At 65.3% G+C, this 15,826-nt stretch carries 14 protein-coding genes; 3 read left to right on the forward strand and 11 right to left on the reverse strand.

What is annotated here, in order from left to right; translation table 11 throughout:
* Positions 1 to 2: 2 nt before the first annotated feature.
* From aroQ to PV761_RS15645, 3 genes are read right to left on the reverse strand one after another with little or no spacing between them, the layout of a single operon-like run.
* Positions 3 to 479, reverse strand: coding sequence for a type II 3-dehydroquinate dehydratase (gene aroQ, locus PV761_RS15635; protein ID WP_347898084.1), 477 nt, complete (start codon positions 477 to 479; stop codon positions 3 to 5).
* 41 nt (positions 480 to 520) lie between these two features.
* Positions 521 to 910 carry an SRPBCC family protein gene (locus PV761_RS15640; RefSeq protein WP_347898086.1) on the reverse strand — a complete coding sequence of 130 codons (390 nt, stop codon included), beginning with the start codon at positions 908 to 910 and terminating at the stop codon, positions 521 to 523.
* A 17-nt stretch (positions 911 to 927) separates the two neighbouring features.
* Entirely contained in the window at positions 928 to 2,229 is a 1,302-nt protein-coding gene (locus PV761_RS15645) for an NAD(P)/FAD-dependent oxidoreductase (protein WP_347898088.1), read from the reverse strand.
* Between the two features lie 169 nt (positions 2,230 to 2,398).
* Between PV761_RS15645 and PV761_RS15650 the strand changes: the two genes are divergently transcribed.
* Positions 2,399 to 3,328, forward strand: coding sequence for a hypothetical protein (locus PV761_RS15650; RefSeq protein WP_347898090.1), 930 nt, complete (start codon positions 2,399 to 2,401; stop codon positions 3,326 to 3,328).
* 124 nt (positions 3,329 to 3,452) lie between these two features.
* Here PV761_RS15650 and PV761_RS15655 read toward each other — a convergent pair whose 3' ends face one another.
* From PV761_RS15655 to PV761_RS15670, 4 genes are all read right to left on the reverse strand, one after another.
* On the reverse strand, positions 3,453 to 5,672 hold the full coding sequence (locus tag PV761_RS15655; RefSeq protein WP_347898092.1) for an alpha-galactosidase: 2,220 nt from the start codon (positions 5,670 to 5,672) through the stop codon (positions 3,453 to 3,455).
* A gap of 174 nt (positions 5,673 to 5,846) precedes the next feature.
* Positions 5,847 to 7,187, reverse strand: a complete 1,341-nt coding sequence (locus PV761_RS15660; protein ID WP_347898094.1) for a sugar ABC transporter substrate-binding protein — start codon at positions 7,185 to 7,187, stop codon at positions 5,847 to 5,849.
* 63 nt (positions 7,188 to 7,250) lie between these two features.
* On the reverse strand, positions 7,251 to 8,180 hold the full coding sequence (locus tag PV761_RS15665) for a carbohydrate ABC transporter permease (RefSeq protein ID WP_347898096.1): 930 nt from the start codon (positions 8,178 to 8,180) through the stop codon (positions 7,251 to 7,253).
* 12 nt (positions 8,181 to 8,192) lie between these two features.
* Positions 8,193 to 9,149 (reverse strand): sugar ABC transporter permease, encoded by a 957-nt coding sequence (locus PV761_RS15670; protein WP_347898150.1) that lies wholly within the window; start codon positions 9,147 to 9,149, stop codon positions 8,193 to 8,195.
* A gap of 216 nt (positions 9,150 to 9,365) precedes the next feature.
* Here PV761_RS15670 and PV761_RS15675 point away from each other — a divergent pair, with 216 nt between their 5' ends.
* Both PV761_RS15675 and PV761_RS15680 read left to right on the forward strand, forming a co-directional pair.
* On the forward strand, positions 9,366 to 10,568 hold the full coding sequence (locus PV761_RS15675) for a Gfo/Idh/MocA family oxidoreductase (protein ID WP_028269902.1): 1,203 nt from the start codon (positions 9,366 to 9,368) through the stop codon (positions 10,566 to 10,568).
* A gap of 14 nt (positions 10,569 to 10,582) precedes the next feature.
* A complete protein-coding gene (locus tag PV761_RS15680; protein ID WP_028269903.1) occupies positions 10,583 to 11,602 on the forward strand; it encodes a LacI family DNA-binding transcriptional regulator in 1,020 nt (339 codons plus the stop codon).
* Positions 11,603 to 11,620: 18 nt separating this feature from the next.
* On the opposite strand, the gene PV761_RS15685 is transcribed toward PV761_RS15680, so the two are convergent.
* Genes PV761_RS15685 through PV761_RS15700 form a run of 4 tightly spaced genes read right to left on the reverse strand, consistent with a single transcriptional unit; the run spans position 11,621 to position 15,694 of the window.
* Complete coding sequence (locus tag PV761_RS15685; RefSeq protein ID WP_347898099.1) at positions 11,621 to 12,412, reverse strand: DeoR/GlpR family DNA-binding transcription regulator; 792 nt, start codon at positions 12,410 to 12,412, stop codon at positions 11,621 to 11,623.
* Between the two features lie 58 nt (positions 12,413 to 12,470).
* Positions 12,471 to 13,394, reverse strand: coding sequence for a carbohydrate ABC transporter permease (locus PV761_RS15690; protein WP_347898101.1), 924 nt, complete (start codon positions 13,392 to 13,394; stop codon positions 12,471 to 12,473).
* Positions 13,391 to 14,368: a sugar ABC transporter permease gene (locus PV761_RS15695; protein ID WP_028269906.1), complete on the reverse strand. Its 978-nt coding sequence runs from the start codon at positions 14,366 to 14,368 to the stop codon at positions 13,391 to 13,393. Before PV761_RS15695 ends, PV761_RS15690 begins: the two co-directional genes overlap by 4 nt.
* A gap of 15 nt (positions 14,369 to 14,383) precedes the next feature.
* Positions 14,384 to 15,694 carry an ABC transporter substrate-binding protein gene (locus PV761_RS15700; RefSeq protein ID WP_347898104.1) on the reverse strand — a complete coding sequence of 437 codons (1,311 nt, stop codon included), beginning with the start codon at positions 15,692 to 15,694 and terminating at the stop codon, positions 14,384 to 14,386.
* Positions 15,695 to 15,826 lie beyond the last annotated feature (132 nt).

Below are 15,826 nucleotides of genomic sequence, written 5' to 3' on the forward strand. Positions count from 1 at the left end.
GATCAGGCCTTGCCGGCGTTCAGTTCTGCGAGGTATTCGACGGCGAACCGGTAGCCCATCACGCCGGCACCGGCGATCACGGCCTTGCTGATGTCCGAAAGATACGAGTGGTGCCGGAACTCTTCGCGGGCATGGACGTTGGTGATGTGGACTTCCACCGCGGGCAGCTGTACCGCGGAGATGGCGTCGCGGATGGCCACGGAGGTATGCGTGTAGGCGCCGGCGTTGAGCACGATGCCGATGGCCTTGCCGCGGGCCGCGTGAATGGCGTCAACCAGCGCGCCCTCGTGGTTGGACTGGAAGCATTCCACCTCCAGGCCGTAGGCTGCGGCGGCCTCCTTGGCGAGCTGTTCGACGGCGGCCAGCGTTGCCGTGCCGTACTTCTCCGGTTCCCGGGTGCCCAGCAGATTCAGGTTGGGTCCGTTGAGGACAAGGATGGTGCCGCGGCCGGCTTCGGTGGCGGGGGAGGCTTCAGTCATGAGAGCAAATCTATCGCTTCGGATGCAGCGTGCGCTGTTCTTTACGGCGGGCTGACGGGACGGGCCGTGATCCTGGCGATGCGGCGCAGTGCCGCTGAGCAAACAGGGAGATAGGCGGGCGCCCACCAAGGAACCGTGAACGTGACCCGGCAGCCGTCGCCTTCCGGAACCACCAGGTGCCCGGTGGCGCGGATTCCGGCCACCGACCAGGACCAGAAGCGGTCCGCCCGGAATTCCGTCACCGTGAAGGGCAGGCTGACACCGGCCACCGTCTTCACCCGGCCGGTGCTGCCGGCCGTGAAGCCGGGCGAGTCCAGCTCTGCACCCGTCACGGAAGGCCCCCATTCGGGCCACCGGCCGACGTCGGTGAGCAGCTCCCACACCTCCGCGGCAGGCGCCGCGATGTGCCGGGACACGATGTGCCGAGACACTGAATAGCGCATCCGCGCTACCCGAAGTCCGGGCGCAGGACAGCCTGCGCCGCGAGGTGGCCGCTTTCCAGGGCACCCTGGATGGAGGCCGTGGCGCGGTGGTCGCCGCAGGCGAAGAGTCCGGGGGAGATCTCAGCCGGCTGCGGGGACCCCAAGGGCGGAGGCTGGACGGGCAGGGCATTCGGAACCTCGTGCCGGGCCACCAGCTCCCATCCCGCGGCATCCGCCCCGTAGATTTCGGCGGCATGCCGGCGGACCGCATCATCGCCGGGCACCGGCCGGCCGGGGCCGAACAGCGCCGACGTCTGCACAAGGTGCCTGCCGGCGGGGGCGTACCCCGGGGCTGCGTTGGAAACGAGGGCCGTATTGACCAGGGGCCCGCCGGGCCGCTCCCGCGCGTCGACGCACAGCAGGTTCAGCCGGGTCGGCGGCTCGCTGGCCGCGAACCAGTGCGTCAGCACGCCCTTCATGGCGGGAACGCCGCTTCCCGTTGCGCCTCCGCCGTCGATTCCCAGCGCCAGGGATTCGGCGCCGGCCGGGTCCGTGGCCACCACCACCTGCTCAGCCCGGAGCTCGGCGCCGCCGGCACGGACCAGCATGGAGCCGCCTTCGCGCCGGATGGAATCCACCGCGGTCCCGGTGCGGACAGGCGTGGCGAGCGCGGCCGCCAGCTGCCGCGGCAGGGCCTGCATGCCCAGTCGCGGCAGCCCCGGCACTCCGAACGCGAAGGTGCGCAGCAGGAGCCGGGCGAAGTCATTGGAGGTGCTCCCGTCGTCTTCGAGGAGCACCCCGGCGAAGAACCGTTCAACCACCCGCCGGAGCCCGCCCGCCAGACGAGCGTCGTCCATGGCCTGCCGCAGCGTCACGTCCCGGCCGGGCACGGCGGTACGACGTCCGCCGTCGTCGTACTGTCCCCAGGACCGGACGACGGCGGGAGCCGCCCAGCGAAGGAGGGCAGCCACCTCGCGCGGCTTCGCCAGGCCGCTGCCGAAGGTCCCGGCGATCAGCTGCGGTTCGCGCAGGGGATGGGCCAGCACGGCCAATCCATCGTCACGTCGCACTCCCAGCCCGGCACCGAAGGGCTGCAGGTCCAAGGCACCGACGTCCACCCAGCGGCGGACGGCAGGGTACGCGGGATTCAGGACCTGGAACCCGCGGTCCACCAGGAATCCGTCCCGGTGCTCCGTGCGGATCCGGCCGCCCACGTCGTCGGCGGCTTCCCACACGCGCACCTCACGCCCGGCTGCCTGCAACTCCCGGGCGCACTGGAGCCCTGCAAGCCCCGCGCCGACCACCAAAACCTCGCACGAATCGGTCATGGTCCATCTTGGCACGCATGCCATTTCCGAACCTCTGGCCACGCTTTGTGCCGGTGCCTAGACTTGAAGGACCATCGTGCGGAGCTCCCGTACCGGTCAGCTCGCGCGAAAAGCCCGATCTGGAGAGAGCGTCATCATGCGCTGCAAAAATGTGGATTCAGGAAAAGCGATGCGCCGTGCCGCCGTGGGACTGGTGGCCCTCGCAGCACTCATAATTCCGGCACCCGTTGCGTCTGCCGGCCCGCCGTCGACGAGGGGCGATGACAAGGTCATTGAGCTTCCCGGCGCTTCGTCCGCCGAAGGCATAGCCGAGGGAGAGGGCACCACCTTTTTCGCCGGGGACCTCATGAAGGGGGACATCTTCCGGGGCGACATCCGCCGCGGAACCGCCCGACTGTTCATCGATGTGCCGGACGGCCGGATGGCGGTCGGCATGAAAGCGGACGTGGAGAACGGCCTGCTCTTCGTTGCCGGCGGCTTCACCGGACAGGCCTACGTGTATGACACGGACACACGGAAGACCGTGGCCACGTACCAGCTGACGGCGGATCCGGCTTTCATCAACGACGTCGCCGTCACGGATGACGGCGCCTGGTTCACCAACTCCGTGAAGGGCGAGCTGTACTTTGTCCCGGTGGATCGCCACGGCAAACCGGGTGACGAGGTCAGGAAGCTCACGCTGAAAGGACCTGCTGCTGAGACTCCTGCCGACTTCAACCTGAACGGCATTGCGGCCGTCCGGGGCGGCCGGACCCTGATCCTGGCGCATTCAGCGAACGAAGCCCTGTACACGGTGGAGCCGGGATCGGGTGAATACGCCGACACCGCAAAGATCACCGGTGCCAGCCTGCCCTACGTGGACGGGATTGTGGTGAAGGGGAACACCCTCTGGGCCGTGCAAAACATGATCAACCAGGTGAGCCGCGTCCGGCTGGACTCCCGGCTGGATTCCTTCGAGGTCAAGGACGTCATCACCAGTCCTGACTTCCAGGTCCCGACGACGGGGGCCCTGTTCGGCGATACCCTCGCCCTGGTTAACGCGAAGTTCGGCGTTCAGGGGGCCAGTACGTACGAGGTGGTCCTGGTCGACGCCCGCTAGGGACTTTCGATGCCCGCTAAGCGGTAGTGGAAAGCAGGGAGCCTGCCAGCCGGGTTGCTACCCGGCCGGCAGGCTCTTTGGGTGGCGCTGAAGCTACACGGCGCTGAAGCTACAGGCAGTGAACCTACGCGGCAGTCAGGCGCAGCAGCACTGCGTGTTCCGGGTTGAGGACGGGCATGGGCAGCCCCACCTCGGCCAGGAACCGGCCGCTGGCATCCGCCCCGGCGGCCAGCCAGGCGGGCGGCTGCGCCTGGGTGTAGTTGTGCGCGTAGTCCGCGTCGCCGGGTGTCGGGAAGATGGCCTCGACGCGGTAGCTGCGGTCCTGGTCCAGTCCCGGAATGGTGATGCGTCCCGGACGCTCCGCGAACGAGGTCCGGGTGCTGACCAGCGCGAACAGAGCTGCCGTGTCTCCGGTCGCCGGGGTGCCCTGGGAAACGACGCCGTGCAGCATGAATGAATCGTCGGCAACATCCGCCCGGACCATCCGGCCCGAGTGGATCAGGCCGCGGTGCTCCTTGTACAGGCCGATGAACCGCTTGAGTTCTTCGCGCTCCGCGCCGTGGACCTGGCGGACATCCCATTCCATGCCGAAGTGCCCGAAGAATGCCGTGATGGCGCGGAATGAAACGTCGTGCGTGCGGGCGGTCGTGTGGGACGTGGTGGGGCCGATGTGACCGCCCACCAGCTCCGGCGGTACCACCAGCCCGGTCCAGCGCTGGATGGTCTGTCGTTCCAGGGCGTCGTTGCAGTCCGAAGCCCAGATCCGGTCGGTCGTTTCCAGGATCCCGAGGTCCACACGGGCTCCGCCGGAGGAGCAGCTCTCAATCTCCAGGCCCGGGTGGGCCTTCTTCAGTTCGCCAAAGAGGCGGTAGGCGGCCAGCGTCTGCTGGTGCACGGAGGAGCGCCCGGCGTGGCCGTGTTCGGTGAGGTCCCGGTTCTGGTCCCACTTCAGGTAGCTGATGTTGTTTTCGCGGAGCAGGGCGTCGATGCGGTCAAAGACGTACTGCCAGGCCTCGGGGTTGACCAGGTCGATGACGTGCTGGTGGCGCCAGGTCAGCGGCAGCCGGCCGCCGTCCTTGTAGGACCGGACAGCGGGTCCAACGATCCATTCCGGGTGGGCGCGCGCCACGTCGGAGTCCAGGTTGATCATTTCGGGCTCCACCCAGAGGCCGAATTCCATCCCGCGGGAGGTGACGGCATCTATCAGCGGCGTGAGGCCGTCCGGCCACAGGCCCTCGTCCACGTACCAGTCGCCCAGGCCCGCCTGGTCATGCCGGCGGCCGCGGAACCAGCCGTCGTCGAGCACGAAGCGTTCCACGCCCAGGTCCGCCGCCGAATCCGCCAGTTCGACCAGCGTGGTGAGATCGTGGTCGAAGTAGACGGCTTCCCAGACGTTGAGCACCACGGGCCGGGCCTTGCCGGTGCCTGCATTACCTGCTGAAATGGCTGACGCCGAGGGCAGCACGTGGTGCGGACGGTTCCTGAACCAGCTGTAGAAGGCCTCGCTGATGCCATCCAGGCCGCGGTCCGAGTACGCCGCGAACAGTACGGGGGTGGTGTAGCTGCCGTTCGGCTCGAGGATCACTTCGGCCGGGCCCAGCAGCTCGGAGCCGCCGATCATGGTCCTGCCGTCGCCGATGGTGTCCGCGAACTGTTCGTGGTTTCCGCTCCAGGCAAGGTGGGTGGCCCAGACCCTGCCATGGCGGTTGCCGAAGTTCGCCGTGCCGGCGGCCAGCAGCAGCGAGGAGTCGTGGCCGGTGCGCCCGTGGCGCCCGGTCCGCACCCAGGTGCCCTGCTGGATGGCCCGGCGCTGCGGGTGCCGTTCCCGGCACCAGCGCCCGGTCAGGTCAAGAAGTTCGACGGCGTCAGGAGCCACCGCCAGCACGGTGGCCAGTTCGTCGAGCTGAAAAGGGGAAGTGCCCGTGTTGGTGACGGTGTGGCGCATTTCCAGCAGGCCGCCGTCGTGCAGTTCCAGCGTGGATTCGACGGTGATGCCGGCGTCCGGATCTGACTGGACAATCACAGCTGAATTCCCGACGGCGGACGTTCCGCCGGCTTTGACGTCCGCGACGCGGAGGCGGACGGAGAAGTCGTAGCCGGGCACGCCGTCGGCGATCCGATGCCCGCGGAGGGCAGGGCGTCCGCGCCAGCTCGACGACGCCTGCGGCAGCAGCCCGGCCGGGACGGCTGCGTCGGAGGCGGAAGGCGGGATCGGTTCGCCGAGGATGGCCAGATCGGGCAGTGTCGCGCCCAGATCTGCGCCCCAGTGAATGACCTCGGCCTCCCCGCTGTCGAAGCTGATCACCAGGCTGGTGCCGGCGGAGCGGAGGTGCAGGGGATCCATGGGGTTTCTCTTTCGTTGTGGCGGGCGTCCGGTGACGCTGGCGGCGGGGTTCGTAGGGTTTCGTTTGTATGCGGGTGCGGGGTGGAGTTCACCGGGTGCCGCCGCTTCGCGAGGATGAAACGGCGGCATCCGGCCCGTGACTGCGACCACTTACGCAGTCACGTCAGGTGCGGTCTACTTGAAGAGATCGTTCACCTGGTTGTTGGCTTCGGTCAAGGAGCTGGCAGGCTTTTTGCCCGAGAGCACGGCGTCCATTGCGGGCTTCATGATGCCGTCAACTTTGGCCGCTTTGTCCGCGATGGGGAAGAGGAAGGTGGTGCCTTCCTTGACGTGTGTGGTGAAGGCCGAGACGTCGGTGCCCTTGGCCTTGAACGCTTCGGCTGCCTTTTCGGAGGAGCTGGCGATGGCGGGGAAGACAACAGCCTTGGAAGCCACAACGTCCTGGCAAGCGGTGGAGCCGAGGTATTCAACCCACTTGACAGATGCAGCCGGGTTCTTGGTGCCCGCCCAGACGGAGTCGGCCAGGCCGTTGAACATGCTGGCACGCTTGCCGTCGGGACCCTTGGGGGTGGGTGCGAACGCCGTCTCCACGCCCTTGTAGGTCTTGTACTGGCCGATCAGCCAGTCACCCGTGGTGTTGATGGCGGCCTTGCCGGCACCGAAATTGTCGGCCAGGCTGGCGCCGACGGTGGTTTCCAGCTTGGGCATGTAGCCCTTCTCGATCAGGCCGGCCCACCATGCGATGGTTTCCTGGAATTTGGGGTCATCGTAGTTGAACTTGGTGCCCCAGGGGTTCTTGTCCGTGGCGGTCCAACCCGTGGTGGCGCTGAGGAAGCTCCATTCGGTCTGGCCCTGGCCGGAGCCGCTGCCTGCCAGGCCCAGGCCGTAGACGGCCACGTTGTTCTTATCGAAGCCGGCTTCGTCGCCGCGCTTGCCGCTCTTGTCCGTGGTGAGGTGCGCGATGGCCTTCTCGTAGCTGCCGCCGTCCTTCGGGTTCCAGTCCAGGTTGGCCATCTGCTCGGCGGTGAGTCCGGCGGAGTCCGTCATTGCCTTGTTGTAGAACAGGCCTACGGTGTCCCAGTCCTTGGGCAGGCCGTAGCGCTTTCCGTCCTGGCCCACCCAGAGTTCCGGCAGGCCCTTGGTGTAGCTGTCCAGCTTGACGCCGTCCTTGGCGACGGCGTCGTCGAGGGAGAGCAGCTGCTTTTTCGCGGCGTACTCGGGGTACTTGGAGAGATGGTTCGTGAAGACGTCCGGGGCGGTGCCGGCGACGAAGCCGTTGGTCAGTGTGGTCCAGTAGTCGTCCCAGCCGCGCTGGGTGATCTTGACCTTGATGTCCGGGTTGGCCTTGGTGAAATCGTCAGCGCACTGCTGGTAGGCCGGGAGCTGGTTGGCGTCCCACAGCCAGTAGTTGATTTCGCCCTTGGCCTCGCTGGAGGCGGGGCTGCCTCCGCCACAGGCGGAGAGGGACAGGGCGATTGCCGCGGCGGCAGCTGCGACGCCGATGGTTTTCTTCATGATGGACCTTTCGAGGGTGTTACTGGAGACGAACGTGTTTCTGGGGAAAGTGAACTGAAGGTGTTACTTGATTCCGGAGAAGCCGATGGAGTTGACCACCTTCTTGCCGAAGGCAATGAACAGCAGGAGCACCGGGAGCGCGGCCACGAGCGTTGCGGCCATCAGGCCGGTCCAGTCGGGGGCGCCCTGCGGTGACTGGGACTTGAAGACGCCCAGGCCCACCGTGAGCACCCGGACGTTTTCGTCCTGGCCCACCAGGAGCGGCCAGAAGTATTCGTTCCACTGGCCGATGAAAGTGAGAAGGGCCAGTGTGGCCAGCGGCGCCGCTGCGTTGGGCAGGACGATCTGGAAGAAGATCCGCAAGTGCTTGGCGCCGTCGAGCATGGCGGCCTCTTCCACTTCCCGGGACATGCTGAGGAAGAACTGGCGCAGGAAGAAGATGGCGAACGGGGTCATGAACAGGAAGGGCAGCGTCATGCCGGCAAAGGTGTTGAGCAGGCCCAGGTTCTTGATCATCAGGAAGTTGGGCAGCGCGGTGAAGATCGGCGGGACCATCATGGTGGCCAGGAACAGTCCGAATACGGCGTTCCGTCCGGGCCAGCGGAGCCGGGAGAACGCGTAGGCTGCCATGGCGCTGAAGAAGACCTGCCCTGCCGTGGTGACGCTGGCGAAGATGATCGAGTTCCGCAGGTAGAGCCAGAAGTTGATCGCGGCTCCCGAGCCTCCTTCGGCGATGGCCTCCTCGGGGCTCTGCATTCCGAGGACCCGCTTGAAGGCCCCGAGGTTGAAGTCCGCGGGAAGGAGGTTACCTGCGTTGGAGGCCAGCGAAGCATTCGTGGACAGTGCCGTGCGGAGCATCCACAGGAAGGGCGCCACGGTGACGGCGACTGCGACGGCCACCAGGGCCCAGGCTCCGACGCGCCGCCAGTTGACGGGCTTCTTGTTGACGGGAATGTTGTTGACGGACTTGCGGGTGAGTGTGGAGGTGCTCATGGCTGGGGTTCCTTAGTCCAGATCCGATTCGTTGCCCTTGAGGAACTTCATTTGCACGAAGGCCACCAGGGCAAGAATGAGGAAGAGAATGACGGACAGGGCCGATGCGTAGCCGAAGTCCGATTCGCCAAAGGCCTTTTGGTAGATGTACATCTGGATGACGCGGGAGGCGTTGATGGGGCCGCCGCCGGTGGTCACTGCCACAGTGTCGAAAACCTGGAACGAGCCGATGATGGTGACGACGAGCACCAGCACCAGCACGGGACGCAGGAGCGGCATGGTGATGCTCCAGAAGGTCCGGGTGGGGGACGCGCCGTCCAGCGATGCAACCTCGTAGACGTGGTTGGGGATCGACTGCAGCCCGGCGAAGAGCAGGAGGGCCGTGTAGCCCATGTGCCGCCAGACGTTGACGGCGGCAATGGTGGGGATGGCCCATTGCTCGCTGCCGAAGAAGGCGATGCGCGGCAGGCCCATCCAGTTGATGATTTCGTTGACGATGCCGATTTGGTAGTCGAGCATCCAGAACCACAACAGGGCGACGATGACGTTGGCCACCAGGAAGGGAAGCAGCAACGCGCCGCGGATGAACGTGGACTTTGCCACCCGATGCATCAGGAGGGCCAGTCCTAGGGCGATCACGGTCTGGAAGCCGATGTTCAGGCCAACGTACTGGACGGTGACCCCCATGGCGTTCCAGAACAGTTCATCGCCAAGCAGGGCGGTGTAGTTCTTGACGCCGATCCAGGTGGGGTCGCCCAGGACGCTGTACTCGGTGAAGCTGAGGTAGACGCCCCGGATGGTGGGCACCAGATAGAAGAGAACAAAGCCGATCATTGCCGGGAAGATGAAGAACAATGCCATCTTCAAGTCGCCGAGCCGGCGAAGGCGGCCCTTCCGGGCGGTCTTCCCGGTCTTGGGGAATCCGGACCGGGCTGCCGGGTCCTGTTGCTGCTTGGTAAGGGTGGTCATCATCGACCCTTTCCTGACTGTGATGTGGGTAACAACTGATGATGAATCTACACGAGTAGATATGAGGTGGCAAGTATTTTTTCCTGCAAACAAAGAAAGTTACGGCTAACGCTTCCAAATCCGTTGACTCGAGTAGATTCGGGTGGAAGACTTTGGCGCAGGCCCATACGGGGCCTTCATGCCCGCAATCGCGGGCCAGCCAAGGGAAGGTAAACAATGGCGTTTTCAATCGGAGTCGTCGGTGTCGGGCAGTTCGGCGGCCATTTCGCCCATCTCTTCAAGCTCCACCCGGGAGTCAGCGAGGTTTACGTCGTCGACGAACGGCCGGAACGCGCCGCCGCGGCACAGGAGCGCTGGGGGCTTGACGGCACCAAGGCGAGTTTCGAGGAACTGCTGGCGTCCGACGTCGACGCCGTCGCCATCTTTACGCAGCGCTGGACCCACGGCCCGCTGGTGGAGCAGGCGCTCCGTGCCGGCAAGCACGTCTACTCCGCTGTGCCCATGGCTGTTTCGGAAGAACAGATCGAGCGCATCATCGAGGCCGTGAAGGAAACCGGCCTGGTGTACGCCATGGGGGAGACCAGCTACTACAACCCCGCCACCGTCTACGCCCGCAACCAGCACGCCGCCGGTAAGTTCGGCAGGATTTTCTACAGCGAAGGCGACTACGTCCACGACATGGACCTGGGTTTCTACGACGCCTACCAGTACAGCGGCGGAGACGCCTGGAAGTCGACGGCGAGCTACCCGCCCATGCTGTACCCCACCCACGCCATCGGCGGCGTCCTGGGCGCGCTGCCGTCCCACGCGGTGAGCGTCAGCTGCATCGGCGTCAAGGACGACCGCGACGACGGCGTCTTCGACAAGGACGTCAGCATGTTCGGCAACGACTTCTCCAATGCCACCGCACTCTTTGAACTGAACGACGGCGGCGCGATGCGGACCAACGAGATGCGCCGTGTGGGCTACCCGTCGCACATCCGTGAATCCCGGTTCCGCTTCTTCGGCACCGAAGCCAGCTTCGAGCAGCTGGCCAAGGTCACGGTGTGGCAGGACAAGGAAAACGTCCACGACATCTCCGAACAGGTGGAAACCCGGCCCAGCATCCCGCTGGACGACCCGTCGCTGGCCGACGTCGCGCCGGAACTGCGCGACGCCTTCATCTCCGGCCTTGCCCCCGTGCATGACCGCAGCCGCCTGCCGGAGGAATTCCGCGGCGCCCCGAACGGGCACGAGGGAAGCCACCAGTTCCTGGTGGACGACTTCGTGACCGCGGTCAATGAAGGAACGCTGCCGCCCGTCAATGCCTGGGTGGCCGCGAGGTTCACTCTTCCCGGAATCGTGGCGCATGCCTCGGCTCAGCAGAATGGAGAACGCCTGCCCATCCGCGATTTTGGCGACGCTCCGCGGGACGCATAGCTAGCATGTACTCCATGACCATTCCCGCAACGCACCCGACCCGAGGTCCGGTAACCCGCAAGGATGTTGCCCGCTATGCGGGTGTGAGCACGGCGGTGGTCAGTTACGTTGTCAACGGCGGCCCTAAACGGGTGGCGCCTGCCACGGAGGCGAAGGTCCAGGACGCGATCCGCGTCCTGGGCTACCGCCCCAACGCCGCTGCACGTGCCCTCAAACTCGGGTCCAGCGAGACCATCGGCCTGATCATTCCGGACAACAGCAACCCGTTCTTCTCGTTGCTGGCGCACGCGGTGGAAGACGCAGCCGGCGAACTCGGCTACGCGTTGTTCCTGACCAACTCCGACGGCGACCTCGCCAAGGAACGCCGGCACATCCGGAACCTGGCCGCGCGCCAGGTGGACGGAGTGGTGCTTGCGAGCGTCCTTTCCGAACCGGACCTGGCGGACCTGGAATCGGCGGAGATTTCATCGGTCCTGCTCAGCCACAGTGAGAGGCCCGCCGGCGTCACCAGCGTCGGCGTGGACCTCGCCGCCGGTGCACGCACTGCCGTGGAACACCTGATCGGCCACGGCCACACCAACATCGGCCTGGCCATGGGTACCACCACGGCCAATGAGGCCGATGACCGCGAACAGGGCTGGCTGCAGGCGCTCGAGGCTGCCGGACTGCCCGAGGGCCCCATCGCGCGCAGCGCCTTCACCCGGGACGGGGGCTACGCCGCGGGCAAACGCCTGCTGGCATCAGGGCACCGCCCCACGGCGATTTTTGCGAGCTCTGACATGCAGGCAGTGGGCATCCTCCGTGCCCTGCACGAAGCGGGACTCACCGTTCCGGGCGACATTGCCCTGGCCGCCTTCGACGGCTCGGTGGAGGCCGAATATTCGTGGCCTCCGCTGACCACCGTGGAACAGCCGGTCCGTGCGATGGCGGACGCCGCAGTGCGCGCGCTGGTCGGCGCCGGCCGCGGCGAGCCGCCCCGCCACCACGTCTTTCCCACGAAGCTGCTGGTCAGGCAGTCCTGCGGCTGCCCGTAGAGCTTTCCGGCAACACCGCTAGCCGGCGTCCACGATCCGCAGCCGGCTGACGCTTTCCTGCAGGATCCGGCGCGCGTCCGCACTGAGGCCGGAGTCGCTGATGACCTCGTCCGCCTCCTCGAACCCCGAGATGGTGCTCATGCCCTGGGTGCCCCACTTGGTGTGGTCGGCCACCACCACCACCTTGCGCGAGGCCGCCACGAACGCACGGTCGGTCTCGGCCTCGAGCAGGTTGGGCGTGGTGAAGCCGGCATCGGGATCCATGCCGTGGACGCCCAGGAACAGCAGGTCCAGGTGCAGCTGCTTCAGCGCCGCCGTCGCAATCGGTCCAACCAGCGCGTCCGACGGCGTGCGTTCGCCGCCGATCAGGATCACCGTGGACCCGTACCGTCCGGCACCGGAGGATGAGCCGTGATGGAACACGTCGGCAATGCGGATGGAGTTGGTCACAACAGTGATCCGCGGTCCGTTGACCAGCTCCTTGGCCAGGGCCCACGTGGTGGTTCCGGCACCCAGTCCCACCGCCATCCCTTCATGGACAAGGGACGCCGCTTCCAGGGCAATGGCCCGTTTCTCGGCCGTGAGTTGCGTGGATTTCTGTTCGAAGCCCGGTTCGTGCGTGCTGGCATCGCCGGGAAGCTTGGCGCCGCCGTGGATCCGCTCCACCCGGCCGCCTTCCTCGAGCAGCTCGATGTCCCGCCGAACGGTCATGAGCGACACACCAAGCTGCTGGGCCAGGTCCGAGACGCGGACCACCCTCTCGCGCTGGACTGCGTCCACGATTGCCTGGTGGCGTGCTGCGGGGAGCATGGAATTCCTTTCGGGCTGCGGGCGGGGGAGTGCTGCCCCCGTCAGGTTCCATCATGGTCTACCCCTTGGAGGAACCAAGAGTCAGCCCCGCAACAAACTGCCGCTGCAGGAGCAAATAGATCACCAGCGTGGGGATGACCGTGATCACGGCGCCGGCGGCCAGCAGGTTGTAGTTATTCAGGAACTGGCCCTGGAGGTTGTTGATGGCCGTGGTGATCGGGAGCCGGTTGCCACTCTGGATGAACAGGAGCGGCCAGAAATAGTCGTTGTAGATGAAGATGACCTGCAGGGTGCCGAGGGCAGCAAACGCCGGCCGGCAGAGCGGGAGGATGATCTCCCGGTACTGCCGCCAGATTCCGGCACCGTCCACCAGCGCGGCTTCGGTCAGGTCGGCGGAGAGGGCCTTCATGTAGTTGGAGAGTACGAACGTGCAGAATCCCATCTGGAAAGCGGTGTTGACGGCGATGACGATGATGTACGTGTTCAGCATGTTGCCGGAATCGCTGAAGGAATACGGCACCTCGAAGTGCTTGGCCATCTCGAACAACGGCGCCGCCAGGACCTGCGGCGGCAGCAGGTTGCCGGCGGTGAACATGATGAGCAGCGTGATGTTGAACTTCCAGTTCACCCGGCTCACGGCAAACGCCATCAGGGACGCCAGGAACAGGGTCACCAGCACGGCCGGAACCGTGATGATGACGGAGTTCCAGAAGTAGGTGGCGAATCCGCCCTGCGTCCAGGCCTGGATGAAGTTGTCGAAATTGAATGCGCCGGCAAGGCTGAAGTAGCCGTGCTCGTTGGTGGACGCCACCGGCCGGAGGGCAGTGAAGACGGACCAGCCCAGCGGGATCAGCCACATGACGGCCATGACCGTCAGGAAGATGTGGGTCCCGTAGTGGCGTTTCGGCCGGCTTCCGGACCTGGGTGCGGGGGCGGTAGCTTTCCTGCCGTCGCGTGCTGTGCTTGTTGCGGGGGAGCTCATGCTTTGTTCTCCTTGCCGAACGTGCGGCTGAGGTAGAAGACGATGGGGACAAGGGAAATAACCAGCAGCACCACCGCAAGAGCAGAGCCGACGCCGATCACCTGGCCTTCGCCCACAAGGTTCTGGATCACCAGGGCGCTGAGCATTTCCAGGCCGTTGGTGCCGCGGTTGATGACGTACACAACGTCAAAGGCCCGCAGCGACTCAATGATGGTGATGACCACGATCACGATGTTGATGGGACGCATGGCCGGAAAGACCACCCGGAAAAACGTCTGGTAGCCGTTGGCGCCGTCGATTGCGGCGGCCTCCTTGAGGCTGGGATCCACGCCCTTGAGCCCGGCCAGGTACAGGAGCATGACATAACCGGCGTGCCGCCAGGTGGCTGCGATCATGGCGGCCCAGATGTTGACCGAGGAATCTCCGAACCAGTCCACGGCCTGCGGCGTCCCGGCCGTGCCCAGCAGGAAATTCAGCAGCCCGTTGTCCCGCTGGTAGAAGAGCTGCCAGATGATGCCGATCAGGGCCAGCGACAACATCACCGGGGCGAAGAAGATGCTCTGGTAGATCTTGCTGCCGCGGATGTTCTGGTCCAGCAGCACCGCCAGCAGCAAACCGAGCGGTGTTGCGATGAGTGCCAGGAACAGGAGCCACAGCATGTTGTGCTGCACCGCCGGCCAGAACGGCGGGTAGTCCTGGGAAATGAATTGGTAGTTGTCCAGGCCGGCGGGGCGGATGTCGCCCAGGTCCAGTCCGTTCCACCGGGTGAAGCTCAGGCCCACCGACATCAGCATGGGCAGCCACACCAGGGTCAGTTCGATCAGGGTGGGGATGCCCACCATCAGGGACAGGACAAGCTTGTCCCGCCCGGACAGGCGGCGGACCCGCCCGCCCTTGGCCCTGCCGGTTCTCCCGGGAGCGCCTTCAGGCTCCCGGGATTCCGGCGGAATCAGTTCTCGTGCGGTGCTGCTCATGGAAGTCTTCCCTCGCTATTGTGCCGCGTACAGCGTCTTGGCCTGGGCTTCGAGGTTTTTGACGTCCATCTTGCCGTCCTTGATGAAGCTCTGCAGCGCGGGGATCATCACGTTGTTGGCCATCGCGGGAAGGGCATCCCGGTCGAAGAACTGGCTGATGTATTTGGCGTTCGCGATGGTGTCCGCACACGCCTTGTTGAGGGGCGTGAACTTGGACGTGTCCGTGCCCTTGGCCGTGGCGATGTTCGATGAATCCACCGCGGCGTACGCGTCCTGTGCCTCGGCAGACCCAAGGAAAGCCATGAAGTCCCGGGCCGCCTTGTTTTCGCCGCCCTTCTTGGACAGCAGGAGGCCGTCGATGGGGGCTTCGACGGCGTCGCGGCCTTCCATGGCGATCTCCGGGAACGCGAAGAACCCGATGTCCGCCAGGACCGCGGGATCGGTGAACTGCTGGGTCACGAAGGAACCGAGAAGGTACATGCCGGTCTTCTTGGCTTCAAGTGCCTTTGCGGCGTCCTGCCACGTCTGGCCCAGGGCCGCCGGGTCCTGGAACGGAAGGAGTTCGGCCCACGTGTCGAAAACGGCGCTGACCTTCTGCTGGTCCCAGGATTCCTTGTGCGCGCACAGGTCCACGTGGAACTGGTAGCCGTTAAGCCGCATGTTGATGTAGTCGAAGGTGCCCATGGCGGGCCAGCCGTCCTTGTCGGCGAAGCCGATGGGAATGATGCCGTCAGCCTTCATCTTGGTGGCCAGGGCCTTGAGCGCGTCGAAAGTCTCCGGAACCTCGTAGCCCTTCTCCGCCCAGAGGCTCTTCCGGTAGAAGAAACCCCACGGGTAGTTGTAGTTGGGGACGAAGTACATCTTGCCGTCGGGGCCGGTGGACGCCTTCTTCAGCGCGTCGGAGTAATTGGCGCCGATGCTCTCCCAGACGTCGTCGATGGGTGCCAGGAGTCCCTTGCCCGCGTAGTACTGCATGCGGTAGCCGGCAAACCATGTGAAGGTGTCGTCCGGGGAACCCTGCAGGTAGGAGTTGATCTTGTTCTGGAAATCGTTGTGCGGCACCACGTTGGTGGTGACCTTCTTGCCGGACTTGGCGGTGAAGGCATCCGTGACGGCCTGGTAGGCGCGCTTGGGAACATCATCCGAGGACCCGGAACCGAACGTCAGGCCGGTCGAGTCGGAACCTGTGGCCGACGGTCCGCTTCCGCCGGTACAAGCCGCGAGGAACGGAATCCCCGCCAGGCCCGCTGCGCCGACGCCGACGGTCTTGAGGATGGTCCGCCGGCTCGGAAAAGCGGTTGCCGACGCATCAAACTGTGCTGCCATGTTCTCTCCCTTGAAAAATAGCTGCATGTGAGAGACCTCACATGCTCATGACTATAACGTCTCAAAAGGGAACAGGAAAGAACGGGAAAGAACATTTTGACGGCAATCGCTATTTGAATCGTCACAAAGCAC

This window comes from Arthrobacter sp. CC3, assembly GCF_039907775.1.
Lineage (GTDB): Bacteria > Actinomycetota > Actinomycetes > Actinomycetales > Micrococcaceae > Arthrobacter.

What these genes read in the sequence shown, in the direction of transcription:
- aroQ (WP_347898084.1), bottom strand. Translation starts at nt 479, where the DNA reads ATGACTGAAGCCTCCCCCGCCACCGAAGCCGGCCGCGGCACCATCCTT.
- PV761_RS15645 (WP_347898088.1), bottom strand. Translation starts at nt 2,229, where the DNA reads ATGACCGATTCGTGCGAGGTTTTGGTGGTCGGCGCGGGGCTTGCAGGG.
- PV761_RS15650 (WP_347898090.1), top strand. Translation starts at nt 2,399, where the DNA reads ATGCGCCGTGCCGCCGTGGGACTGGTGGCCCTCGCAGCACTCATAATT.
- PV761_RS15655 (WP_347898092.1), bottom strand. Translation starts at nt 5,672, where the DNA reads ATGGATCCCCTGCACCTCCGCTCCGCCGGCACCAGCCTGGTGATCAGC.
- PV761_RS15660 (WP_347898094.1), bottom strand. Translation starts at nt 7,187, where the DNA reads ATGAAGAAAACCATCGGCGTCGCAGCTGCCGCCGCGGCAATCGCCCTG.
- PV761_RS15665 (WP_347898096.1), bottom strand. Translation starts at nt 8,180, where the DNA reads ATGAGCACCTCCACACTCACCCGCAAGTCCGTCAACAACATTCCCGTC.
- PV761_RS15670 (WP_347898150.1), bottom strand. Translation starts at nt 9,149, where the DNA reads ATGACCACCCTTACCAAGCAGCAACAGGACCCGGCAGCCCGGTCCGGA.
- PV761_RS15675 (WP_028269902.1), top strand. Translation starts at nt 9,366, where the DNA reads ATGGCGTTTTCAATCGGAGTCGTCGGTGTCGGGCAGTTCGGCGGCCAT.
- PV761_RS15680 (WP_028269903.1), top strand. Translation starts at nt 10,583, where the DNA reads ATGACCATTCCCGCAACGCACCCGACCCGAGGTCCGGTAACCCGCAAG.
- PV761_RS15685 (WP_347898099.1), bottom strand. Translation starts at nt 12,412, where the DNA reads ATGCTCCCCGCAGCACGCCACCAGGCAATCGTGGACGCAGTCCAGCGC.
- PV761_RS15690 (WP_347898101.1), bottom strand. Translation starts at nt 13,394, where the DNA reads ATGAGCTCCCCCGCAACAAGCACAGCACGCGACGGCAGGAAAGCTACC.
- PV761_RS15695 (WP_028269906.1), bottom strand. Translation starts at nt 14,368, where the DNA reads ATGAGCAGCACCGCACGAGAACTGATTCCGCCGGAATCCCGGGAGCCT.
- PV761_RS15700 (WP_347898104.1), bottom strand. Translation starts at nt 15,694, where the DNA reads ATGGCAGCACAGTTTGATGCGTCGGCAACCGCTTTTCCGAGCCGGCGG.